Here is a 22832-nt window from a genome sequence, read left to right on the forward strand (position 1 = left end):
TGGTATGAAGCCAACTGATACGGTCTTTTGACTCAGCTCAATGAAACAGTGATGCCCCGGTTTTTTGTGGAACCTTTGCCGACCCCTTCGCTGGCTTGCCAGCGAAGGGGCCATTAAAAACATCACAGAAGTGCCGGAATTACTCCGGCAGCTCATACACATAAATCTTGTCCGCCGCCATCTGATACCCGGCATCGGCCAGTTCGCTGGTGGACGCCTTGACCTGCAGCGGTCCCTCGACCCAGTACGGCTGATACAGCTCGTCGAGCTTCACGCCCAGCTCGCTTTTCACATGCACGATCTGGTTCGACGGCGGTGGCGGCACGTGGATGCAGGCGCCGAAGTAAGGCACCAGCAGAAACTCCGTAGTGCGTCCTTCTTCATTGACTTCCAGCGGCACGATGTAGCCCGGCAGGCGGATGTTCTGCCCGTCCAGGCTCTGCACCACCGGCGCGTTGGGCATGTCCTGTTTCGCCGCCGGCGCCGACTCGGCGGACAGCGCGTCGCCCATCTTCGACAGGTCGTGCAACGGCGTCATGTTCGGCACTTCCGGCGCGGCGTCCGGCGGGATCATCTCCGACCAGGTCAGGTCTTTCGGTGCCGCTGCCCACACGGGCAGGGCGACCAGCAACAGCAGCGCAAGCACAGCGCGGGGCATGGTGAATATCCTCATAAACGGATCGACAGGCCATCGGCCAAGGATTGGCGATACGCGCGCCAGGCCGGCACGCTGCCCATCAGCAGCGCGGCCGCCAGAATGCCACCGAGCAGCGTCCATTCATACTCGCTCGGCCACGCCAGCGGCAGATACAGCCCGTAATTGGCCTGCACGTAACCCTGCGCGGCGGCGATGCCGAGGTACAGCAGCGCCAGTCCGGCGATTACGCCGGTCAGTGCCAGCGCGAAGGCTTCCAGCACCAGCAGACTCGCGATGTGCCACGGCCGCGCGCCGACCGAACGCAAAATCGCCATCTCGCGGCGGCGCTCGTTGAGGCTGGTGAGAATCGCCGTGAGCATGCCGATCAACCCGGTCAGCACCACGAACAGCGAGACCACGAACAGTGCCTTTTCAGCGGTGCTCATCAGGCTCCACAGTTCCTGCAAGGCCACGCCCGGGAGGATCGCCAGCATTGGCTCGCCACGGAATTCGTTGATTTCGCGTTGCAGGGCGAAGGTGGAAATCTTGCTGTTGAGGCCGAGCATGAACGCGGTGATCGCCTGTGGCGTCAGGTCCATGTTGCGTGCCTGATCTGCGGTGATCCGGCCGTTGCCCCGGGCCGGCACGCCGTTGTGCCAGTCGATGTGAATCGCCTCCATGCCGCCGAGGCTGATGTGCAACGTGCGATCTACCGGCGTGCCGGTGCGCTTGAGAATGCCGACCACGGTGAACGGCTTGTCGTCGTGTTTGACCAGACTGATAGCCGCCACACCATGGGCCAGCACCAGTTGGTCGCCGAGCTTGTAATGCAGCGCCTCGGCGACTTCGGCGCCGAGCACCACTTCGAACGGATCGGTGGCGAAGGCGCGGCCGTCGGCCAGTTCCAGGTGCTGCTGGCGGCCGTACTGGTAATGCTCGAAATACGCTTCAGTGGTGCCCATCACCCGGTAGCCGCGATGGGAGTCGCCGAGGGACATTGGGATTGCCCATTTCACTTTCGGGTTGCTGGCGAAATGTTCGAAGCTGTCCCAACGAATGTTGTTGGTCGCGTTGCCGATGCGGAACACCGAGTACAGCAGCAGGTTCACCGAACCGGAGCGAGCGCCGACGATCAGGTCGGTGCCGCTGATGGTGCTGGCGAAACTGGCTTTGGCCTCGGTGCGCACGCGCTCGACCGCGAGCAGCAGGCACACCGACAGGGCAATGGCGAACGCGGTGAGCAGGGCGGTGAAGCGGCGGTTGGCCAGGCTGGCCATGGCCAGACGAAACAGATACATCTCAGACCTCGGCAGACGTGGCGGCGCGATTGAGTTCGGCCAGGGACAGGTGACGGTCGAACAGCGGCGCCAGGCTCTGGTCGTGACTGACGAACAACAGGCTGGAACCGGCCTCGCGGCATTCGGCGAACAACAGACGAATGAAGTTTTCCCGGGCGTCGTAATCCAGCGCCGAGGTCGGTTCGTCGGCGATCACCAGTTCCGGCTGGCCGATCAAGGCCCGGGCGGCGGCGACCCGTTGCTGCTGACCGATCGACAGTGAATCGGCGCGACGGCCGAGGATGCTTTCGTCCTTCAAACCCAGGTGAGCGAGCAGGGTGGCGGCGGCCTGGTCGACGCTGCCGTGACGCTGTTTCGCCCGCTCGGCACGCAGTTTGGAGAAGTGGCAGGGCAACTCGACGTTCTCGCGTACCGAAAGAAACGGCAGCAGGTTGAATTGCTGGAAGATGTAGCCGGTGTGATCGACACGAAAGCGGTCGCGGGCGCCGGCACCGAGTTCGGTCAGTTCCTGGCCGAGCAAGCGAATGCTGCCGCGCCCGGGCTTCTGCACGCCACCGAGCAGACCGAGCAGGGTGGTCTTGCCACTGCCGCTGGGGCCTTTGAGGAACAGGGTTTCGCCGGGCTCCAGGCGAAACGCCGGGATGTCCAGCAGCGGTGGGTGACCGGGCCAGTTGAAGCCCAGGTCGGATAGTTCGATGAGTGCTTGGGTCATGGCACCGGTTTCATGTTTGATCACGGGCCCGCGTAGGAGCTGCCGAAGGCTGCGATCTTTTGATCTTGCCTTTAAAAACAGGATCAAAAGATCGCAGCCTCCGGCAGCTCCTACAGGGGATTTTTCAGGCAATCAGAATTTCAGGGCGGCAGCCTTGGCCGTCACTTCCGTACCCTGCTGGCCGCTCGGGCCGATCAGTTGTACCTGAATTTTCTGTGTGGCCGGGAAGGTATTGAAGAGGTTCGCCAGATCCAGGGTCTTCAGAGCACCCGAGGCCGCGCAGCTGAATTGATAGTGGGCGTGGATTTCGCTGTGATCGTGGTGATGCGCTTCACCACCCTTGGCATCTTCGTCGTGGTCATCATCGTCATGCTCGTCGGCAGCCGGTTTGTCGCCGAACAGCGGGCTTTCCAGTTCCTGGCTGGTGACCTTGCAACCGGCGGCGGCTGGCAGGCTGAACAGCGCCAGCGGGTTTTCCAGTTTGGTGCGTGCGGCGGCGACCTTGGCCTTGTCGGCATCGCTGGTGGCGGCATGTTCGAAGCCCACCAGGTTCATCGCCGGGCTTTCCAGTTCCAGCTCCAGAGTCTGGCCGTCGAGCGCGGCGTTCAGGCGGCCGACGCCATGTTCGTGGGCACCGAGGCTGCCGTGCTCGTGGTCATGATCGTGCTCATCGGCAGCATGGGCGACGGCCAGCGGCAACAGGGCAAACGGCAAAGCGAGCAGCAGACGACGCATGGCGGTCTCCGGAAAGTAAAGTGAAGAGTTTGTTATGTAATCTTATAACGAAAGTCCGCAGAGTTTGCCCGTGCGCTTGGCGTTGCACAAGTCCCGTGGGAGCATGCAGGTCAGAAATGTGCAGGAGCGAAGCAGATGTTGCGGATACGCGGAACCGTTGGCGCGACGCCGGTGGATTTGACGGTGGAGCTGGATGACAGCGATTGGGTGAAGCTCGGCGTAGCCCTTGGCGCGCAGCCGCAGGGTGATCAGCCTGAAGCGGCATTGAGCACGCCGGCAGCGAAACCACTGAACCAGGACGATGCGTTGTGGCAGGTCGCGCAGGATCTGTTGCGCAAGGCCGGGCAGCTCAGCGGGCCGGATTTGCTGGAGCAGTTTGAGGGATTGACTGGCAGCGCGGCTGCAGGCAAACGGCTGTTGGTACGTCTACGCCACAGTTCACAGGTGAAAGTAGCGAGCGGCGGGGATACGCCGCTCTATAGCTGGATCGAGTAAGCCGCAAAAGATCGCAGCCTGCGGCAGCTCCTACAGGTTCAGCGTTCCTGCGCAAAATAAGCGGTGAATACGATCCTTTGTAGGAGCTGCCGAAGGCTGCGATCTTTTGATCTTAATAAAGCGCAGCGAACACTTTACGGCGGTAAGCGGTCACCAGCGGATGATCGTTGCCCAACAGTTCGAACACCTGCAGCAAGGTCTTGTGCGGCAGGCCTTCACCGTAGCTGCGGTTTCGGATGAAGAGCTTGAGCAAGGCCTCCAGCGCCGCTTCGTATTGCTGACGCGCCAGTTGTTGGATCGCCAGTTGATACACCGCTTCGTCGTCCTGCGGATTCTGTGCAAGGCGTGCCTTGAGGTCGGCGGCATCCGGCAGGTCGCGGGCCAGGCCAAGGAATTTGATCTGCGCTTTGGCGCCGGCCAGTGCAGCCTTGTGCTCATCGCTCTTGACTGCGTCGAGCACGGTTTGCGCCTCACCCAGTTCGCCGCGTTCGGTCAGGCAGCGGGCGTAGAGGATCAGCGCTTTGGCGTTGCTGTTGTCTTCGGTGAGCATCACCACCAGCGCGGCTTCTGCTTCCGCGTAACGACCTTCATCGAACAGTGCCTGCGCCTGTTCGAACGGATCGGCAGCGGCCGGCGGTGGCATCTGTACATGCGGTTCGAGCAGGGCGCGCACGGCGGACTCCGGCTGCGCACCGGCAAAACCGTCGACCGGTTGACCGTCCTTGAACAGCACCACGGTCGGAAGGCTGCGAATGCCGAAGCGGGCCACGATGTCCTGCTCGATGTCGCAGTTGACCTTGGCCAGCAGCAGTTCGCCCTGATAGCTCTCGGCAATGCCTTGCAGCATCGGCATCAACGCCTTGCACGGCGCACACCATTCGGCCCAGAAATCCACCAGCACCGGTTTGTTGAAGGAAGCTTCGATCACCGACTGGTCGAAATCGGCAGTCGTGGCGTCGAAGATGTACGGCGTTTGCTGACTCATGGGGGATCTCGTAAAAGCGTGGATGGGGCAACTATACGGCTTGGCGGGGTGTGGCCGGAAGCGGGGCAGATTTGAGAGGTGTACCGCTAGGCAGGACGCCATTGCTGGCAAGCCAGCTCCCACAGGATTCTGTGTCGTAGAAGAAATGTTGGTTCGACTCGGTCACTGTGGGAGCGGGCTTGCCCGCGATGCTTTTGGTTAGCGCCGCGCATGGTAAAGACTGACATGTCTGAACTCTTCCGGCTCCGCCAGATCCGGCAACGTCATCGCCTCAAGCATTTCAATGCGCTCATACAACGGATGACGAAAATCCCGAACCCGCGAATCTGCTACCAGCGCCTCGCGGCCACGGCTCAGAAACGCGTCGAGCAGCGGCAGGTTCTCGCGATCGTAGAGCACGTCCGCCACCAGAATCAGGTCGAAGCGATCAGCCTCGGCAAAGAAGTCCGTCGAATAACTCATCTGCACATCATTGAGTTGAGCGTTGGCCCGACACGCAGCAATCGCCAGCGGATCCAGATCACAGGCCACCACTTCCAACGCCCCGGCCTTGACTGCCGCAATCGCGGCGATCCCGGAGCCGGCGCCGAAATCCAGCACCCGCTTGCCACGCACCCACTCGGGAAACTCCGCCAGATAACGCGCCATCGCCAGGCCGCTGGCCCAGCAGAAACACCAGTAGGGCGGTTCGTGAAGGATGCGCCGGGTTTCATCCGGGCTGAATTCACGATCCATGTTGTCGCCGTCGATCAGCCACAACTGCAAATCGGTGCCCGGTAACGCACAGGCCTTGAGCCGCGCATCACCGAGCAATTCACCCAGCGCCTGTTGCAGGTCGAGCGGTACGTTCATGGTGCTTTGACAAATTGCAACTGGCCCAGCGCCTGTGTGGTCGGCTGGGTGATGGTTTGTGACGGCAGGTGCAGGATCAACTGGCCCGATTGCGTGGCACGACCGCGCAGTTCAACTCGTGCGCCAGCCGGAAAGGCTTCCGGATTGAAGCGCAGGCGAAACGGCAGGATCTGGTTGTTGCCAATCAGGCTGGAACTGGCGAGCAGTTGTTGCGGACGCGATTTTTCATCGATCACCAGCAGCGCCAGTTCGACTTCGGCCCCGGCCGGCACGCCTTGCAGGGTACCGCTCAGTTCCCGTTGATAGGCAGGCAGCGGACCCAGGTCGGCGGCTTCCTTGGCTTTTTTCTGCGCCTGTTGCGGCGCCGGGCCCGGTGTTGGCGGTTGCGGTTTGGGTTTATCGCTACCGCAGGCCACCAGCAGGGCGAAAAGACTGAGCAAAACGAGCGGTCGTAGCGACATTGGCAGCTCCAGAAAATGAAATCCGTGGATCAAACGATCATGGCAGTCTGTATACCGCAAACCCTATGGCTTGTCTTGCCACCGGGATGCGCTACCATGGCCCTCCCTTTTTTTGTTGCCAGCCACCATGCACTGTCCCTTCTGCGGTGCCAACGACACCAAGGTCATCGACTCGCGTCTGGTCGCCGAGGGCGAACAGGTGCGCCGCCGGCGTGAATGCCTGGCCTGCGGCGAACGTTTCACGACATTCGAGACGGCCGAACTGGTGTTGCCGCGCCTGATCAAAACCGACGGCAGCCGCCAACCGTTCGACGAAGAAAAACTCCGCGCCGGCATGCAACGCGCGCTGGAGAAACGTCCGGTGAGCGTCGAGCGTCTCGAATCCTCCCTGGTCCACATCAAGCACAAGCTGCGCGCCACCGGCGAGCGCGAGGTCAAATCCCTCGTGGTCGGCGAACTGGTGATGGCCGAGCTGCAAAAGCTCGATGAAGTCGCCTATATCCGTTTCGCTTCGGTATACCGACGCTTTCAGGACCTCAACGAATTTCGCGAAGAGATCGACCGCCTCGCCCGCGAACCGGTGAAAGAATGACCAGCGCCGCCGAGCAGGCGATCCTCGACGCCCGTTTCATGGCACGCGCGCTGGAACTGGCGCGCAAGGGCCACTACACCACCCATCCCAATCCCCGGGTTGGCTGCGTGATCGTCAAGGACGGGCAGATTGTCGGCGAAGGCTTTCACGAGCGTGCCGGCGAACCCCACGCTGAAGTCCACGCCTTGCGCGCAGCCGGTGAGCTGGCCCGAGGCGCCACGGCTTACGTGACCCTTGAGCCGTGCAGCCACCATGGCCGCACGCCGCCGTGCGCCGATGCGCTGGTAAATGCCGGAGTTGCCCGGGTGGTCGCCGCGATGCGCGATCCGAATCCGCATGTCGCCGGACGTGGCTTGCAGCGCCTGGCCGATGCCGGCATCGCCACCGAAAGCGGCGTGCTGGAAGCCGAAGCACGTCAACTCAATCAAGGTTTTCTGAAACGCATGGAACACGGCTTGCCGTTCGTGCGGGTCAAGTTGGCCATGAGTCTCGACGGTCGTACGGCGATGGAAAGCGGCGAAAGCCAATGGATCACCGGCCCAGCGGCGCGTTCCGCCGTGCAGCGTCTGCGCGCGCAGGCTGCAGTGGTGCTGACCGGGGCCGACACCGTGCTGGCCGACGGTGCGCGCCTGACCGTGCGCGCCGACGAACTGGGTCTGGATGCCGAGCAAACCGCACTGGCCATGAGCCGTCCGCCGCTGCGGGTGCTGATCGACGGGCGTCTGCGGGTGCCGCTGGACGCGCCGTTCTTCAAGGCCGGCCCGGCGCTGGTCGCCACCTGCATGGCGGTCGAAGAGCAATATGCCAATGGCCCGGAGTGCCTGATCGTGCCGGGTGATGACGGTCAGGTCGATCTGCATCAGTTGCTGATCGAACTGGCCAACCGTGGCGTCAATGAAGTGCTGGTCGAGGCCGGCCCGCGTCTGGCCGGCGCGTTCGCGCAGCGTGGGCTGGTCGACGAGTTCGTGATCTTCATCGCCGGCAAGTTTCTCGGCTCCACGGCGCGGCCGCTGCTGGACTGGCCGCTGGCCTATATGAAGGACGCTCCCGAGCTGAAAATCACTGAAATCCGCGCGGTTGGCGATGACTGGCGAGTCACTGCGACGCCAGTCGTTTCGGCGAGCGTATAATTCCCGGCCATCGCCTTAGCGCTGGCTTCGTTCTCAAGGAGAACCCCATGTTTACCGGCATCATCGAATCCATCGGCAGTATCCGCGCACTGACCCCAAAGGGCGGTGATGTGCGGGTGCATGTCGAAACCGGCAAGCTCGATTTGAGCGACGTCAAACTTGGCGACAGCATCGCGGTCAACGGCGTGTGCCTGACGGCGGTTGAGCTGCCAGGCAACGGCTTTGCTGCCGACGTCAGCCGCGAAACCCTCGATTGCACCGCGATGAATGACCTGAAAAGCGGCAGCCCGGTCAATCTGGAAAAAGCCCTGACCCCGACCACCCGTCTTGGCGGGCATCTGGTCAGCGGTCACGTCGACGGTGTCGGCGAAGTGGTGTCGCGCAGCGACAATGCCCGCGCCGTGGAATTTCGCATTCGCGCGCCGAAGGAACTGGCCAAGTACATCGCCCATAAAGGCTCGATCACCGTCGACGGCACCAGCCTGACCGTGAACGCGGTGGATGGCGCCGAATTCCTGCTGACGATCATTCCGCACACCCTGAGCGAAACCATCATGGCCTCCTACAAGCCAGGCCGCCGGGTGAACCTGGAAGTCGATTTGCTGGCGCGTTATCTGGAGCGTTTGCTGTTGGGCGACAAGGCTGCAGAGCCGACGTCCGGTGGTATCACTGAAAGCTTTCTGGCCGCCAACGGCTACCTCAAATCCTGACTGAAGGGGGTGCCTTGTGGCGCTCAATAGCATCGAAGAACTGGTTGAAGACATCCGCCAAGGCAAGATGGTCATCCTCATGGATGACGAAGACCGCGAGAACGAAGGCGACCTGATCATGGCCGCCGAATGCTGCAAGGCCGAGCACATCAACTTCATGGCCAAGCACGCCCGTGGCCTGATCTGCATGCCAATGAGCCGCGAGCGCTGCGAGCTGTTGAAGCTGCCGCTGATGGCGCCGCGCAACGGTTCCGGTTTCGGCACCAAGTTCACCGTGTCGATCGAAGCCGCCGAAGGCGTCACCACCGGTATCTCCGCCGCCGACCGTGCGCGCACCGTGCAAGCGGCGGCGGCAAAAGACGCCAAGGCTGAAGACATCGTCAGCCCGGGCCACATCTTCCCGCTGATGGCCCAGGCTGGCGGTACGCTGGCCCGTGCCGGTCACACCGAAGCCGCCTGCGACCTGGCGCGCATGGCCGGTTTCGAGCCGAGCGGCGTGATCTGCGAAGTGATGAACGACGACGGCACCATGTCCCGTCGCGCCGAGCTGGAAGCGTTTGCCGCCGAACACAACATCAAGATCGGCACCATCGCCGACCTGATTCATTACCGGATGATCCACGAACGTACCGTTCAGCGGATTGCCGAGCAGCCGCTGGACAGCGAACTGGGCCAATTCAACCTGGTGACCTATCGTGATTCGGTGGAAGGCGACGTGCACATGGCCCTCACGCTGGGCACCGTTTGCGCCGAAGAGCCGACCCTGGTGCGCGTGCACAACATGGACCCGCTGCGCGACCTGCTGATGGTCAAGCAACCGGGCCGTTGGAGCCTGCGCGCCGCGATGGCTGCGGTGGCCGAGGCCGGCAGCGGTGTGGTGCTGTTGCTCGGGCACCCGCTTGATGGCGACGTGTTGCTGGCGCACATCCGCGAAACTGCTGATCAGGCGGCGGTGAAAAAACCGACCACCTACAGCATCGTCGGTGCCGGTTCGCAGATCCTGCGTGACCTCGGTGTGCGCAAAATGCGCCTGATGTCGGCACCGATGAAATTTAATGCGATATCCGGTTTCGATCTGGAAGTTGTAGAATACGTGCCCTCCGAATAATGACCCGGTGAATTCGGCATTGTTGATGTAGATCCTTGTGGTGAGGGGATTCATCCCCGACGGGCTGCGTAGCGGCCCTATTTGGTTGGGACTGCTGCGCAGTCCATCGGGGATGAAGCCCCTCGCCACAGGGTGTAGTCGAACAGCAATGCGGTGTTTCCGGTCATGAATTTGTGGCTAATATCACTGAGGGATGCGTACGAGACGCGTCCCGGCTCTTTAAGAGATCTGACGAATGACCCTGAAGACCATCGAAGGTACCTTCATCGCCCCTAAAGGCCGCTACGCTCTGGTAGTGGGCCGTTTCAACAGCTTCGTGGTTGAAAGCCTGGTCAGCGGTGCAGTTGATGCCCTGGTTCGCCACGGCGTGAGCGAAAGCGACATCACCATCATCCGCGCACCTGGCGCCTTCGAAATCCCGCTGGTTGCGCAGAAAGTCGCCCAGAAAGGCGAGTTCGCAGCCATCATCGCCCTCGGCGCGGTCATTCGTGGCGGCACTCCGCACTTCGAATACGTGGCAGGCGAGTGCACCAAGGGTCTGGCCCAGGTGTCCATGGAATTCGGCGTACCGGTCGCGTTCGGCGTCCTGACCGTTGACTCCATCGAGCAAGCCATCGAACGTTCCGGCACCAAGGCCGGCAACAAAGGTGCTGAAGCTGCCCTGTCCGCTCTGGAAATGGTCAGCCTGCTGGCGCAGTTGGAGGCCAAGTGATTAGCGACGATAGCGATCGTTTCAACCCGCGCGATCCGAAACCTGCGGATGCCGGCAAGCCATCGAAGAGCGCCAAGCGCCGCGAAGCCCGTCAGCTCGCGACTCAGGCCCTGTATCAGTGGCACATGGCCCGGCAATCGCTGAACGAGATCGAAGCGCAGTTTCGCGTTGATAACGATTTCACCGATGTCGATGGCGCCTACTTCCGCGAGATCCTGCACGGGGTTCCGCAGTTCAAGAGCGAAATCGACACCGCGCTCAAGCCATGCCTGGACATCGAAATCGAAGAGCTGGACCCGGTTGAGCTGGCGGTTCTGCGCCTGTCCACCTGGGAACTGCTCAAGCGTGTCGATGTGCCGTACCGCGTGGTGATCAACGAAGGTATCGAGCTGGCGAAAGTCTTCGGTTCGACCGACGGCCACAAGTTCGTCAACGGCGTACTCGACAAGCTGGCTCCGCGCCTGCGTGAAGCTGAAGTGAAGGCGTTCAAGCGCTGATACGCGCTTGAGACCTCATGGGCGAGTTTGAGCTGATCCGCAATTTCTTCGCCGCCGCGCCTTGTGCGCAGGGCGGCGAGGGCGTTGCTCTGGGGATCGGCGATGACTGCGCCTTGCTGGCGGTTCCCCCCGGGGAGCAGCTGGCGATTTCCACCGATACGCTGGTGGCCGGCGTGCATTTCGCCGATCCCTGCGATCCGTTTCTGCTCGGTCAGCGCTCGCTGGCCGTCGCGGTCAGCGACCTGGCCGCCATGGGCGCTACGCCCGTTGCCTTTACCCTTGCCCTGACTGTGCCGACGGTGACCGCCGATTGGCTGCAAGCCTACGCCCGCGGTTTGAATCGCATGGCGCAGAGCTGCGGCATCGCGCTGGTCGGCGGTGACACCACGCGCGGGCCGTTGAGCTTGACGGTGACCGTATTCGGTCGCGTTCCGGCCGGGCAGGCCTTGACCCGCAGCGGCGCACAACCGGGCGATCTGCTCTGCGTCGGCGGCGAGCTGGGCAATGCCGCCGGGGCGTTGCCGCTGGTGCTTGGCCAGCGTGAGGCCGAAGCAGATATCGCCCAGCCGTTGCTCGATCATTACTGGTCGCCGCAACCGCAACTGGCGCTCGGTCAGGCCTTGCGTGGCAAGGCCACATCGGCCCTCGACATCTCTGACGGCCTGCTCGCCGATTGCGGGCATATCGCTCTGGCCTCGGGGGTTCGACTCGAAGTTGAACGCGAGCGCGTACCGTTGTCCGATGCTTTAGTGGCGTTTCTCGGTCAGCGCGGTGCCGAACGGGCAGCGTTGAGCGGCGGCGACGACTATGTGCTGGCCTTCACGCTACCGTCCGTCGAGTTGCCGGCGCTGCTGGCCGATGGTTGGCCGATCCATGTGATCGGGCGTGTGGCGCAGGGCCAGGGTGTGGTGCTGCTGGATCGCGAAGGACACGACATCACCCCGCAAATCCGCGGTTATCAACATTTTCAGGAGACACCGTGACAGATCACCCGAAACAGGTTCCGGCCGAATTCGTTCCGCCGTCGGTCTGGCGCAATCCCTGGCATTTCCTCGCGTTCGGCTTCGGCTCCGGCACCTTGCCGAAAGCACCGGGCACGTGGGGTTCGTTAGTTGCGCTACCCTTTATCCCGTTGTGGCAGATGCTGCCCGACTGGGGTTACTGGCTGATGCTCGGAATTACAATGCTGTTCGGCTTCTGGCTGTGCGGCAAGGTGGCCGACGATCTGCGGGTGCACGACCACGAAGGCATCGTCTGGGATGAAATGGTCGGGATGTGGATCACCCTGTGGCTGGTGCCGGAAGGCTGGTACTGGTTGCTCGCGGGGTTCCTGGTGTTCCGCTTCTTCGACATTCTCAAGCCATGGCCGATTCGCTGGATCGACCGGCATGTCCACGGCGGCGTCGGCATCATGCTCGACGACGTGCTGGCCGGCGTGTTTGCCTGGCTGGCGATGCAGGGGCTGGTGTGGATTTTCGCCTGATCCGGATCGTCAGGGTTAAGTGAGGAAACGAGGGATGGCTCGACGCTGGCTGGCGCTTGTGTTTTTGACCTTGCTGGGCACTGTTGCCAGTGCGCAGGAAGCTGCGCCGACGCCTGCGGTCATCCATCTGGCCAGCGAAGACTGGGAAGATTACACCGCCGCCGACGGCCATGGCCTGGGCTGGGACGTGCTGCGCAAGGTGTTCGAACCGGCCGGGGTGAAGCTCGATATCCGCACTGAACCCTATACGCGCTCCGTCGGTCTGGCCGAGCGCGGCGAAGTCGATGCCTGCGTTGGTTCGTATAAAAACGAGGCCGGCGACCTGCTATACCCGCGCTGGAACTTCGACACCGATCACATCTACGCCCTGGGCTTGGCGAGCAATCCGTCACCGACCCCGGAGACCCTCGGCAACTATCGCCTGGCGTGGGTACGCGGTTACGACTATCAGGATTATTTGCCCAATGTGCGCAACTACAATGAGGTCGTGCGGCGCACCGGCATCCTGTCGATGCTCACCCACAACCGCGCGGACTATTACATCGATGCGCAGACCGAAATCGATTATGTGATCGGCCGGGCCAAGGATCCGACGCAGTTTCGCAAGACGCATATCGCCGAATTGCCGCTGTACCTGTGCTTCGCCGACACGCCGCAAGCGCGCACACTGATGGCGCTCTTCGACAGGCGCATGGAGCAATTGGTCAAGAGCGGGGAGCTGAAGCCGGTTTTCGAGCGGTGGAAGCAGCCTTATCCATTCGAGTCGAACTGACGCCCCTCCCTGTAGGAGCTGCGGTACGCTGCGATCTTTTGATCTTGATCTTAAAAAACGGATCAACAGATCGCAGCCTCGTTTCACTCGACAGCTCCTGCAGGGATCCCTGTTGTCCGAGGTGTTATCAAACTTTTTGATCGTTATGCCCGATAATTCAGCCTAAGCGTCTGCAGGAACCTGCTGTTACAATGCCGGCCTGCGAATCTTCAGACTTTTAGATCAGGAGCACACCGGTGCCTGTCGTTTTTGTCGCCGCTTCCAAGCTGCCAACGCCTTTTGCACAATTCACCATGCACGGTTTTCTCGATGAAGCCACCGGCCGCGAGCACGTCGTGCTGAGCCTCGGTGAAATTGACGACGGTGCCCCGGTGCTCGGCCGGTTGCACTCCGAGTGCCTGACCGGTGACGCGCTGTTCAGCCAGCGCTGCGACTGCGGCTCGCAACTCGAAGCGGCACTCAAGGCCATCGCCCGTGAAGGCCGTGGCGTGCTGCTGTACCTGCGTCAGGAAGGTCGCGGCATCGGTCTGCTGAACAAGATCCGCGCCTACGAGTTGCAGGACGGCGGCGCCGACACCGTTGAAGCCAACGAGCGTCTTGGGTTTGCCGCCGATCAGCGTGACTACGCCATGTGCCTGCCGATGCTCGAGCATCTGGGCGTGAAGTCGCTGCGTCTGATGACCAACAACCCGCGCAAGGTCAAAGCCCTGACCGACATGGGCATCGTCGTTGCCGAGCGTGTGCCGCTGCACACCGGGCACAACCCGCACAACAAACTGTATCTGGCAACCAAGGCCAGCAAGCTCGACCACATGATGGGCAACGAGCATCAGGGCGAGGTAGACCGCGCGTGACCCGCGGTCAGGTGCGGCGCCGCCTGGCGGTCGACTGGTGGAAGTATCTGGCGCTGGCGCTGCTGCCGCTGTTTGTCCTGAACCTGCTGTTCGGTCAGGGCGAGGGCATTGTGCCGGTGCTGACCATGCCATTGTTCATCGCCGGCGTTGCGTCGATGTTTGTCAGCCTGAAGTTCTTCGGGCGCTACAAACACGCGCTGATCGCCACGCAGAAAGCCCTCGACACCCCTGATGAACCGACGGCCTGGATTGCTTTGGCCACCCAGCGCCGTATTGCCTTGCTCGCGGCATCGTTGCCGGCATGGATCGGTGCGCTGGCGGTATTCGTCGGCCTTGAAGCCGTACCGCTGATGTTGCTGGCGCTGTCCACGGCCGTGCTGTTCTACCTCTACCGTATCCCGCGTCAACTCGGCTGATGCGTCGTCTGTGGCTGGCGGTTCTGCTGCTGGCCTGCGCCGGCCCGGTGCTGGCGAGTCTGCGGGTGGTCAGCCTCGCGCCTTCGCTGTCGGAAATCGTCGTTGAGCTGGATTCGGTGGACCTGCTGGTGGGCGTACTCGATGCTGGCGAGCGTCCGGAGGAACTCAAGGATATCTCGTCAGTGGGCCACTACGGTCAGCTGGACATGGAACGCCTGCTCAGCCTGACGCCTGATTTGTTGTTGCTGTGGCCCGGCAGCGTCGGTCCGGCGCAACGCGATCAACTCAAACGCCTGAATATCCCGACTTACGTCGCCGAACCGCACAGTCTCGAACAACTTTCTGCACAGATCGAAGCTATTGCCGCGCAACTAGGCCGGCCTGAGCGCGGAGTGAAACTGGCGGCGCAACTGCGCCAGAAACTCGATGACCTGCGCCAGCGCTACCGCCGGGACACGCCGCTGAACGTGTTCTATCAAGTCTGGGACAAGCCGCTGTACACCGTCGGTGGCGGGCAGATCATCAGCGATGCGCTTGAGGTGTGTGGCGCTCGCAACGTGTTTGCCGACCTGAGTTTGCCGGCGCCACAGGTGAGTATCGAGGCGGTGTTACAGCGCGATCCGCAGGTGATTCTGGCTGGCGATCAGGCGCAGCTTGATGCGTGGAAAGCCTGGCCGCAAGTGGCGGCGGTGAGGAGAGGACAATTGCTATTGGTCACGGATAAAGGCCTGGAGCGCCCAAGCGGCCAAATGATCGAAGCGACCGCCAAACTCTGCCAACTCATTCAGCCACACCGCTGACCCCTGTAGGAGCTGCCGAAGGCTGCGATCTTTTGATCTTGCTTGTGGCTGACTTGGAGTCGCTGAGGATCAAGATCAAAAGATCGCAGCCTTCGGCAGCTCCTACAGGGAGTTCAGTTAAGTCCTGGAGTCCAGGTGACCCCAAACATCCAGACTCGACCTTCCTCGCGATAGCCATACCGGCTGCCGTCATAGCTGTAATTCGCCCGGCTGTAGCCTTTGTCGAAAACGTTATCGACCTTCAGATCCAGCTTGATCTCGCGGTTCAGCGCCCAACTGCTGCGCAAGCCGAACAAGGCGTAGCCACCCAGCGGGTTTTCATTTTTCAGGTCGTCATAACTGCTGCTAACAGCCTGCCAACTCGCTCCGACGCCGATCTGGTCAAACTGCCGATCCAAATCCCAGCTCAATGTACGCCGCGCACGACGCGCCAGAGTGTGCCCGGTATCACGATCACGCGGGTCGATAATCGCCACACCGAGATTGCTTTGCCAGCCGAACAGTTCCTGTTTCAACGCCGCTTCAAAGCCATTGATCCGCGCCGAGGCCACGTTCTCCGGGCGTGAGTTGCTGCCGAAGATAATCGCGTCTTGCAGATCCGTGCGGTAGATCGACGCTTCCAAACGGCTGCTATCGGTCAACTGGCTGCGCCATTGCAGTTCGTAGCTTTTCGAGGTTTCCGGTTTCAGGTCCGGGTTGCTGAAGTCCGGGTAGTACAGGTCGTTGAAGGTTGGCGCGCGGAAGCCTTCGCTGTAGCTCAGCAGCAGGTCGTTGTCCGGGTTCAGCGGCAGGGTAAAGGTGCCGCTCCAGGTGTTCTGGCTGCCGAACTGCTGATTATCGTCGTGACGCAGACCCAGTTCGGTGGAGAAGCTGTCGGCCTGATAGCGATGCTGAATGAACGCGGCGCGGTTCCAGCGGCTGTCTTCGTTGAATGCGGTGCTGCTGTTGACCCGGTCCTCGTACCAGTCGCCGCCGAGGAGCAGGCTGTTGCGCGCATCCAGGGTCAGGTCGTTCTGCCAGTTCACCGAGTCGCGATAGGTATTGAAAACCGTGCGCTCGTCGCTGAGTTTGTCGAAGGTTTTCTCGCGATTCTCGCTGTGACCGAATTCGACGCGGGTTTTCCAGATTTCGTTGACCCGCGCGTCGACGTAGCTGCTGACACTGCTGACGTTGAAGTCGCTGTAGGGCTGTTGCTGCACCGACTCGAAGGTGCTCGTGTCAAAGCGGCCAAACGGATTGTCGAACTCGCTCTTGCCACGGTTATCCAGCAGGTTGGCGCCGACTTCGATGTCATCGGTCAGTGCATGGCTGAGACTCAGGCTGACGGATTTATTGCGATAGGCATCATGATCGCTGTCGCTGGGGTAGGACTCGTGGGTACGGTCGATACCGGCGGTGTCATCGAGGCTGGCGCCGAGGTTGAAGCGGGTTTTGTCATCGCCCCCGGACAGGCCGAGGCTGCGTTCCCAGGTCTGGTTGCTGCCGAAGCCGACGTGCAAGCGCGGCTGCAGGCCCTGCTCGTTGCCGCGCCGGGTGAAAATCTGAATCACCCCGCCAATCGCATCGCTGCCGTAAATCACTGAACGCGAACCGCGCAACACTTCCACGCGCTCGATCTGGTCGATGTTCAGGTGCTGCAGATTGCTGTCGCCGGAGGTCGAACTGCCGATGCGCTGGCCGTCGACCAGCACCAGACTCTGCGCCGATTGCGTGCCGCGAATGTAGATCCCCGGCAGACTACCGCGCCCGCCGGCCTGTGCCACCTGCACGCCCGGCACCCGTTGCAGCAGGTCGGTGACGCTGCCCGGTTGCAGGCGGTCGATGTCTTCGCGGGTGAACACGGTGTTGGCGGCGCTGCTGTCGTTGCGCGCTTCGACCTGGCGGTTGGCGCTGATCAGCGTGTCCGGCAGTTTCAGGGCCTGATCGCGTTCGAAGGTGTCGGCGAGGGTGTTGGCGGTGGGAAGCAGGAAGAGGGGCAGGGCGAGGCGCGAGAGGTTCATCGGTGTTCCGTTGGTATTTCTGGTGTGCACAAAATTTCTAGCGACACAAAACACTGTGGGAGCGGGCTTGCCCGCGATGGCGTCGGTACATCCAACATCAATGTTGACTGTGCCGACCTCATCGCGGGCAAGCCCGCTCCCACAGGCATGGTGATTACTTGTTGAGCAGAGTCAGACGCTCGCGAATCGAGGCTTCGATGCCCGCTTCATCCAGCCCGCACTCGGCCAGCATTTGCGCCGGTTTGGCGTGTTCGACGTAGATGTCCGGCAAGCCCAGGTGCAGCATCGACCTGAGGATGTTCTCCCGCGCCAGGAATTCGCTGACCGCACCACCGGCGCCGCCCATGATCGCGTTCTCTTCAATGGTCACCAGCAACTCGTGGCTGCCGGCGATCTCGCGTACCAATGCTTCATCCAGCGGCTTGACGAAGCGCATGTCGACCACGGTCGCATCCAGCTTCTCGGCGACTTTCAGCGCTTCGGTCAGTTGTACGCCGAACACCAGCAGAGCGACTTTGCTGCCCTGACGACGGATGATGCCCTTGCCGATTTCGATCGGTTCGAGATCCTTGTCGATGCTCGCATTCGGGCCGGTGCCGCGCGGATAACGCACTGCCGCCGGGCCGTTGTACAGGTGGCCGGTGGTGAGCATCTTGCGCAGTTCGTTTTCATCGCTCGGGGTCATGATGACCATGCCCGGAATGCAGCGCAGGTAAGACAGGTCGAAGCTGCCGGCGTGGGTCGGGCCGTCTTCGCCCACCAGACCGGCGCGGTCGATGGCGAACAGCACGTCGAGGTTCTGCACCGCGACGTCGTGCACCAACTGGTCGTAGCCGCGTTGCAGGAACGTCGAGTAGATCGCCACCACCGGTTTGGCACCTTCGCAGGCCATGCCGGCGGCGAACGTCACGGCGTGCTGTTCGGCAATCGCCACGTCGAAGTAGCGCAGCGGGAAACGTTCGCTGAACGCCACCAGGTCCGAGCCTTCCTTCATCGCCGGGGTGATCCCGACCAGACGCGGGTCAGCCGCGGCCATGTCGCACAGCCACTCGCCGAACACCGCCGAATACTTCGGCCCGCCGGCCTTTTTCGGCGCAGCGGCCGGGGCGTCGAGCGGTTCGAGCTTGGTGATCGCGTGGTAACCGATCGGGTCGACTTCCGCCGGAGCGAAGCCTTTGCCTTTCTTGGTGACGATGTGCAGGAACTGCGGGCCTTTCAGATCGCGCATGTTGCGCAGGGTGGCGATCAGGGTTGGCAGGTCGTGGCCGTCGATCGGGCCGATGTAGTTCCAGCCCAGCTCTTCGAACAGGGTGCCGGGAACCAGCATGCCTTTGGCGTATTCTTCGGTGCGACGGGCGATTTCCCAGGCGCCGGGCAGGCGCGACAGGACTTTCTTGCTGCCTTCACGCATGCTCGCGTAAGTACGGCTGGAAAGAATCTTTGCCAGATAATTGGACAGGCCACCGACGTTGCGCGAGATCGACATGTCGTTGTCGTTGAGGATCACCAGCATGTTGGCGTTGACTTCCGGCGCGTGGTTCAGCGCCTCGAACGCCATGCCGGCGGTCAGCGCGCCGTCACCGATCACCGCAATCGCCTTGCGATCGCTGTTTTGCAGGCGGGCGGCAATCGCCATGCCCAGCGCTGCGCTGATTGAGGTGCTGGAGTGGCCGACGCCAAAGGTGTCGTACTCGCTCTCGGCGCGACGCGGGAAGGCGGCGATGCCGTCCTTCTGGCGCAAGGTTTCCATGCGCTGGCGACGACCGGTGAGGATCTTGTGCGGATACGCCTGATGACCGACGTCCCATACCAGCCGGTCATCCGGGGTGTCGAAGACGTAATGCAACGCGATGGTCAGCTCGATGACGCCCAGGCCGGCACCGAAATGCCCACCGGTCTGGCCGACCGTGTAGAGCAATTCCAGGCGCAACTCATCGGCCAGGGTTTCCAGCTCGGCTTCGCCTAACCGGCGCAGGCCGTCCGGCGTGTTCGCGCGGTCGAGCAGGGGCGTGGTCGGGCGCTTGCGGGGAATCTCATGAAACGTCGTGGGCATCAGGCGAATCGTTATAGGTATAAAAGATGCGGCAGTTTACCTGATGCATCGCCCCCTGCCCACGCGTTGGTCTTTTTTGGCAGGTTGGCGTTCAGTTGCGCCGCTCGACGATATACCGGGCCAGGTCGCGCAAAGGCTCGGCGGCCGCGTCAAACGGTCGCAGCGCGTGCAGGGCTTGATCGCGCAGCTCAAGGGCATAGGCCTTGGCCACGTCCAGTCCCAGCAGGGCCGGGTAGGTCGGTTTGTCGCGAGCGATGTCGGCGCCCTGGCGTTTGCCGAGGGTTTCGGTATCGCTTTCGACGTCGAGAATGTCGTCCTGCACCTGAAAGGCCAGACCGATGGCCTGTGCATAAGTCTGCAGAGCCTTGAGTTGATCTTTTTCGGCACGGCCGCTGGCCAGAGCGCCGAGTTTGACGCTGACCTCGATCAGCGCGCCGGTCTTGTGCCGGTGCATCTGCTCCAGCGCTTGCTGATCGAGCTTCAGACCGACCGAACCGAGGTCGATGGCCTGACCGCCGACCATGCCCGCCGGGCCTGCCGCGTGCGCCAGCGCCGTGACCTGTTGCAGGCGGATGTCGGCATCCAGATTGCTCAGGCGCGGATCGAGCAGGGCGCTGAAGGCCAGGCTCTGCAAGCCGTCGCCGGCGAGGATCGCGCAGGCTTCGTCGAATTTCTTGTGGGTGGTGGGCTGGCCGCGACGCAGATCGTCGTCGTCCATCGCCGGCAAATCGTCGTGCACCAGCGAGTAAGCGTGGATCAGCTCCACCGCGCAGGCCGCGCCGTTGGCTTGTTCAGCCTTGCCGCCCAGCGCTTCGCACGCGGCGTAGGCCAGCAGCGGACGCACGCGCTTGCCGCCAATCATCACGCTGTAGTACATCGCCTCGTACAGGCGCGACAGCTCCGGCAGCGGTGCCTTGAAGAGGATTTCCAGTGCTGCATTGACCCGCGCCTGGCTGGTCGCCGAATACGCCGCAATCATTCTGGCTGTTCCGCGTCGAAGGGTTCCTCGGCGAGTTCGCCATCGCGCTCCAGCAGCACTTGCACCTTCTGCTCGGCCTGGGCCAGCGCTGCCTGGCAGTCACGGGTCAGACCGATGCCCTGCTCGAAAGCGGTCAGCGAGTCTTCCAGCGACAATTCACCGTTCTCCAGACGCTCGACCAGTGTTTGCAGGTCGGCGAGGGACTGTTCGAAATCCAGTGCAGCTTTTTTGCGGGCCATGGCGGCGATTTCCGGTTGACGTTAAACCGGCGCGACACTAGCAGATAGGGGGTTTATGGGCAAATGAGTGGGCCGACGGACAAGGGTGTCAGTCGGTCGAGTCACCCGGATATTGAATCTGATACCGAGTGCTCCGCCCCCCGCCCGGAAGACGTTGCAGGCAGCCTTTTTCCAGCAGTTCCGCCAGATGTCGGGTGGCCGTGGCTTTGGAGACCTTGGCCACACTCTGGTATTGCGCTGCACTGATACCGTGCTCGAAACCGCGCTCACCACCGTCGAGCAAACGATTGAGCACTTTGATCTGCTCCGCCGACAGCCCGGATTCGCGGTGCGCCTGCCAGAAGCGTGATTTTCCCAACACACTTTCAATCCGCGCGATGGCCTGTTGCAGACTGCGCAGTAAGGTTTGCAGGAACCATGTGAGCCAGTCGGTAATGTCCAGCGTGGCTTTCTGACTGGATTCGAGAATCCGGTAATAGCCCGCACGATCATCGAGGATGCTGGCGGACATCGCATAAAAACGAATCGCCTGCGCTTCGCTCTGAGCCAGTGCCAGATCGGTAAGGGTGCGAGTCAGGCGTCCATTGCCGTCGTCGAACGGATGCAAGGTGACGAACCAGAAATGTGCGATACCAGCTCGCAAGAATGGATCGAGGCCTGCCTGTTGCCGACTGGCGTCGAACCACTTGAGAAAACTGTCGAGTTGCCGCTCAAGGCCTTGTCGCGGTGGCGCCTCGAAGTGCACGGTCGGACGGTCGATTCGCCCTGAAACCACCTGCATCGGCTCATCGCCGCGTAATGCGCCGACATTGATTGCACGCGAAAGGAAACCACTCTCCTGTTCTGGAAACAGCCATGAATGCCATTCCAGCAATCGTTGCAGTGTCAGCGGTTCGGCAAAGCGTTGAGTGGCATCGAGCATCAGTTGCGCGAGCCCTTCGCTGCGCTTGCTGACGTTGTCGCCATCAGGCGATTCCAGCCCCAGGCGTCGTGCCAGTGAAGAACGCACGGATTCAACATTCAATTGTTCCCCCTCGATGGCCGAGGAGGTCACGATGTTTTGCAGCAACGCGTCCAGTTCAGTCTGAGCGCTCAATGAATTGCCCACTGATCCCGCCATGCCCATCAATTGTCCCTGCGCCTGAACGCATTCGCGCAACAGCGCAGTGAGACGCTCTGCCTGCCAGTTGAAGTCGGGCCAGTCGGGCTGCTGCCAGATCCAGTGAGTTGCCATGAAATGCCATTCCTGAGTGCGTGAGCCGAATAGAAACGCTATTCGGCTCATTTCGTGAGCCGAATATGACGCCTATTCGGCTCATCGTCCACCAAGCGGACGTGATTCTTACCGCAAATCCAGATGTATCCGATTGTTAAAAAACTGCCGAATCGCTAATCTTCGCGCCTTCTACGACCCGCTAGTCACGGGGTCTTTCAGACGAAACGCAGTTTTCACCGCTGTTAAGTACCGAGGATCGGGTGCAAGGTTTCGTTCAGGCATGGCAGGAGGCATTACATGCGTTCATTTCTTTGGCTGCTGATCGGTTGGGCTTGCGCGCCTGCGCTGCTGGCGGCGCCGACTGCCGAGCTGTCAGAACCGTCCGGTGGCTGGCGTTATCACGGCCTGCTTGATCGCAGTGAAAACCCGCAAGTCGCCTATCCCACGCCGCCGATCGATCGCGGCATTCAGCGCAATCGCACGATGATCCAGGGCCAGCTCAAGGCCATCGGCAATCAGCGCGGGCCGCACACGCTGGCGGTCAACGGCAATCCATTGAATCTGTACACCGACGATGACGGGCGATTCGCCCGGCCCTATGCGTTCGGCGCCGGTTCCAACAGTGTCGAAGTGCGCAGTGCCGAGGGTCAGTCGCTCAAGCGTGTGCAGTTCTATGAAGCGAACAACCTGCGCACCCCGGCGAAGATTCGTGTGGTGCTCGGCTGGGATGATCCCAAGGCCGAGCTCGATCTGCACATCATTACCCCGGACGGCCAGCATGCGTTTTTCGCCCACACGGCGTTGACCAACGGCGGCGGTCTGGATCCGGATGGCGTCGATGGCCCCGGCCCGGAAATGTTCACCATGACCGCGCCGCTGCATGGCACCTATCTGGTTTACGTCAACTATTGGGGCAACTTCGGCGACGGCGGCTATAACTTCGAGGAGGCCAGCAACCAGAACGAGGTCATCACCTCGCAAATCACGCTGGTGCTCAACGAAAACACGGTCGACGAAAAACGCGAAACATTCATCGTGCCCCTGCGGGCGATCGGTGACCTGCTGCTGGTCAAGACTTTCAACTATTAAGCATCCC

26 protein-coding genes are annotated in these 22832 nt (G+C 61.8%); 14 read left to right on the forward strand and 12 right to left on the reverse strand.

The features are described 5' to 3' along the window. Window positions 1-139 precede the first annotated feature (139 nt). From KVQ82_RS04245 to KVQ82_RS04260, 4 genes are all read right to left on the reverse strand, one after another. Entirely contained in the window at window positions 140-658 is a 519-nt protein-coding gene (locus KVQ82_RS04245) for a DUF3299 domain-containing protein (RefSeq protein ID WP_123588906.1), read from the reverse strand. Between the two features lie 11 nt (window positions 659-669). Then, window positions 670-1935, reverse strand: a complete 1266-nt coding sequence (locus KVQ82_RS04250; protein ID WP_047296874.1) for an ABC transporter permease — start codon at window positions 1933-1935, stop codon at window positions 670-672. A gap of 1 nt (window position 1936) precedes the next feature. Continuing rightward, a complete protein-coding gene (locus KVQ82_RS04255; protein WP_007966120.1) occupies window positions 1937-2647 on the reverse strand; it encodes an ABC transporter ATP-binding protein in 711 nt (236 codons plus the stop codon). A gap of 132 nt (window positions 2648-2779) precedes the next feature. Beyond that, entirely contained in the window at window positions 2780-3382 is a 603-nt protein-coding gene (locus tag KVQ82_RS04260; protein ID WP_222018119.1) for a DUF2796 domain-containing protein, read from the reverse strand. Between the two features lie 135 nt (window positions 3383-3517). Here KVQ82_RS04260 and KVQ82_RS04265 point away from each other — a divergent pair, with 135 nt between their 5' ends. Next, on the forward strand, window positions 3518-3877 hold the full coding sequence (locus KVQ82_RS04265; protein WP_222018121.1) for a hypothetical protein: 360 nt from the start codon (window positions 3518-3520) through the stop codon (window positions 3875-3877). Window positions 3878-3989: 112 nt separating this feature from the next. Here the strand turns inward: KVQ82_RS04265 and trxA are convergent, their stop codons facing one another. The 3 genes from trxA to KVQ82_RS04280 form a co-directional block, all read right to left on the reverse strand. After that, window positions 3990-4862 carry a thioredoxin gene (gene trxA / locus KVQ82_RS04270; RefSeq protein ID WP_041074494.1) on the reverse strand — a complete coding sequence of 291 codons (873 nt, stop codon included), beginning with the start codon at window positions 4860-4862 and terminating at the stop codon, window positions 3990-3992. Window positions 4863-5060: 198 nt separating this feature from the next. Next, the gene (locus KVQ82_RS04275; RefSeq protein ID WP_222018122.1) at window positions 5061-5714 is read right to left on the reverse strand and encodes a methyltransferase; all 654 of its coding nucleotides are present in this window, start codon (window positions 5712-5714) and stop codon (window positions 5061-5063) included. Then, complete coding sequence (locus KVQ82_RS04280) at window positions 5711-6175, reverse strand: YbaY family lipoprotein (RefSeq protein WP_041074498.1); 465 nt, start codon at window positions 6173-6175, stop codon at window positions 5711-5713. The genes KVQ82_RS04275 and KVQ82_RS04280 overlap by 4 nt, the downstream gene beginning before the upstream one ends. A gap of 127 nt (window positions 6176-6302) precedes the next feature. On the opposite strand from KVQ82_RS04280, the gene nrdR reads away from it, so the two are divergent. From nrdR to KVQ82_RS04340, 12 genes are all read left to right on the forward strand, one after another. Next, window positions 6303-6767 carry a transcriptional regulator NrdR gene (nrdR, locus tag KVQ82_RS04285; RefSeq protein ID WP_003228656.1) on the forward strand — a complete coding sequence of 155 codons (465 nt, stop codon included), beginning with the start codon at window positions 6303-6305 and terminating at the stop codon, window positions 6765-6767. Further along, entirely contained in the window at window positions 6764-7897 is a 1134-nt protein-coding gene (ribD, locus tag KVQ82_RS04290; RefSeq protein ID WP_222018124.1) for a bifunctional diaminohydroxyphosphoribosylaminopyrimidine deaminase/5-amino-6-(5-phosphoribosylamino)uracil reductase RibD, read from the forward strand. The genes nrdR and ribD overlap by 4 nt, the downstream gene beginning before the upstream one ends. 47 nt (window positions 7898-7944) lie before the next feature. After that, on the forward strand, window positions 7945-8607 hold the full coding sequence (locus tag KVQ82_RS04295; protein ID WP_007955571.1) for a riboflavin synthase: 663 nt from the start codon (window positions 7945-7947) through the stop codon (window positions 8605-8607). A gap of 16 nt (window positions 8608-8623) precedes the next feature. Then, window positions 8624-9715 (forward strand): bifunctional 3,4-dihydroxy-2-butanone-4-phosphate synthase/GTP cyclohydrolase II, encoded by a 1092-nt coding sequence (gene ribBA, locus KVQ82_RS04300; RefSeq protein ID WP_007966103.1) that lies wholly within the window; start codon window positions 8624-8626, stop codon window positions 9713-9715. 235 nt (window positions 9716-9950) lie between these two features. Continuing rightward, a complete protein-coding gene (ribE, locus tag KVQ82_RS04305; RefSeq protein WP_003228649.1) occupies window positions 9951-10427 on the forward strand; it encodes a 6,7-dimethyl-8-ribityllumazine synthase in 477 nt (158 codons plus the stop codon). After that, window positions 10424-10924, forward strand: coding sequence for a transcription antitermination factor NusB (nusB, locus tag KVQ82_RS04310; protein ID WP_041074513.1), 501 nt, complete (start codon window positions 10424-10426; stop codon window positions 10922-10924). Before ribE ends, nusB begins: the two co-directional genes overlap by 4 nt. A 17-nt stretch (window positions 10925-10941) precedes the next feature. Then, on the forward strand, window positions 10942-11907 hold the full coding sequence (thiL, locus tag KVQ82_RS04315; RefSeq protein WP_198759038.1) for a thiamine-phosphate kinase: 966 nt from the start codon (window positions 10942-10944) through the stop codon (window positions 11905-11907). After that, entirely contained in the window at window positions 11904-12407 is a 504-nt protein-coding gene (locus KVQ82_RS04320; protein ID WP_007910933.1) for a phosphatidylglycerophosphatase A, read from the forward strand. Before thiL ends, KVQ82_RS04320 begins: the two co-directional genes overlap by 4 nt. A 34-nt stretch (window positions 12408-12441) precedes the next feature. Then, window positions 12442-13179 (forward strand): ABC transporter substrate-binding protein, encoded by a 738-nt coding sequence (locus KVQ82_RS04325; protein ID WP_222018126.1) that lies wholly within the window; start codon window positions 12442-12444, stop codon window positions 13177-13179. A 236-nt stretch (window positions 13180-13415) separates the two neighbouring features. Next, the gene (gene ribA, locus KVQ82_RS04330; protein WP_041074519.1) at window positions 13416-14033 is read left to right on the forward strand and encodes a GTP cyclohydrolase II; all 618 of its coding nucleotides are present in this window, start codon (window positions 13416-13418) and stop codon (window positions 14031-14033) included. Then, window positions 14030-14449, forward strand: coding sequence for a hypothetical protein (locus tag KVQ82_RS04335; protein ID WP_041074521.1), 420 nt, complete (start codon window positions 14030-14032; stop codon window positions 14447-14449). The genes ribA and KVQ82_RS04335 overlap by 4 nt, the downstream gene beginning before the upstream one ends. Next, a complete protein-coding gene (locus KVQ82_RS04340) occupies window positions 14449-15249 on the forward strand; it encodes a cobalamin-binding protein (protein ID WP_222018128.1) in 801 nt (266 codons plus the stop codon). The genes KVQ82_RS04335 and KVQ82_RS04340 overlap by 1 nt, the downstream gene beginning before the upstream one ends. A 113-nt stretch (window positions 15250-15362) precedes the next feature. Here KVQ82_RS04340 and KVQ82_RS04345 read toward each other — a convergent pair whose 3' ends face one another. From KVQ82_RS04345 to KVQ82_RS04365, 5 genes are all read right to left on the reverse strand, one after another. Next, window positions 15363-17249, reverse strand: coding sequence for a TonB-dependent receptor (locus KVQ82_RS04345; RefSeq protein ID WP_222018129.1), 1887 nt, complete (start codon window positions 17247-17249; stop codon window positions 15363-15365). A gap of 154 nt (window positions 17250-17403) precedes the next feature. Then, a complete protein-coding gene (dxs, locus tag KVQ82_RS04350; protein ID WP_222018130.1) occupies window positions 17404-19302 on the reverse strand; it encodes a 1-deoxy-D-xylulose-5-phosphate synthase in 1899 nt (632 codons plus the stop codon). A 91-nt stretch (window positions 19303-19393) separates the two neighbouring features. Further along, complete coding sequence (ispA, locus tag KVQ82_RS04355; protein WP_222018132.1) at window positions 19394-20281, reverse strand: (2E,6E)-farnesyl diphosphate synthase; 888 nt, start codon at window positions 20279-20281, stop codon at window positions 19394-19396. Beyond that, a complete protein-coding gene (locus KVQ82_RS04360) occupies window positions 20278-20520 on the reverse strand; it encodes an exodeoxyribonuclease VII small subunit (RefSeq protein ID WP_003228627.1) in 243 nt (80 codons plus the stop codon). Before KVQ82_RS04360 ends, ispA begins: the two co-directional genes overlap by 4 nt. Window positions 20521-20608: 88 nt before the next feature. Then, entirely contained in the window at window positions 20609-21754 is a 1146-nt protein-coding gene (locus KVQ82_RS04365) for a Fic family protein (RefSeq protein ID WP_027612924.1), read from the reverse strand. A 279-nt stretch (window positions 21755-22033) separates the two neighbouring features. Here KVQ82_RS04365 and KVQ82_RS04370 point away from each other — a divergent pair, with 279 nt between their 5' ends. Continuing rightward, window positions 22034-22825, forward strand: a complete 792-nt coding sequence (locus KVQ82_RS04370; RefSeq protein WP_086793070.1) for a YfaP family protein — start codon at window positions 22034-22036, stop codon at window positions 22823-22825. Window positions 22826-22832: the final 7 nt, after the last annotated feature.

It is taken from the genome of Pseudomonas sp. AO-1, from assembly GCF_019775695.1.
In the GTDB taxonomy this organism is placed as follows: domain Bacteria; phylum Pseudomonadota; class Gammaproteobacteria; order Pseudomonadales; family Pseudomonadaceae; genus Aquipseudomonas; species Aquipseudomonas parakoreensis.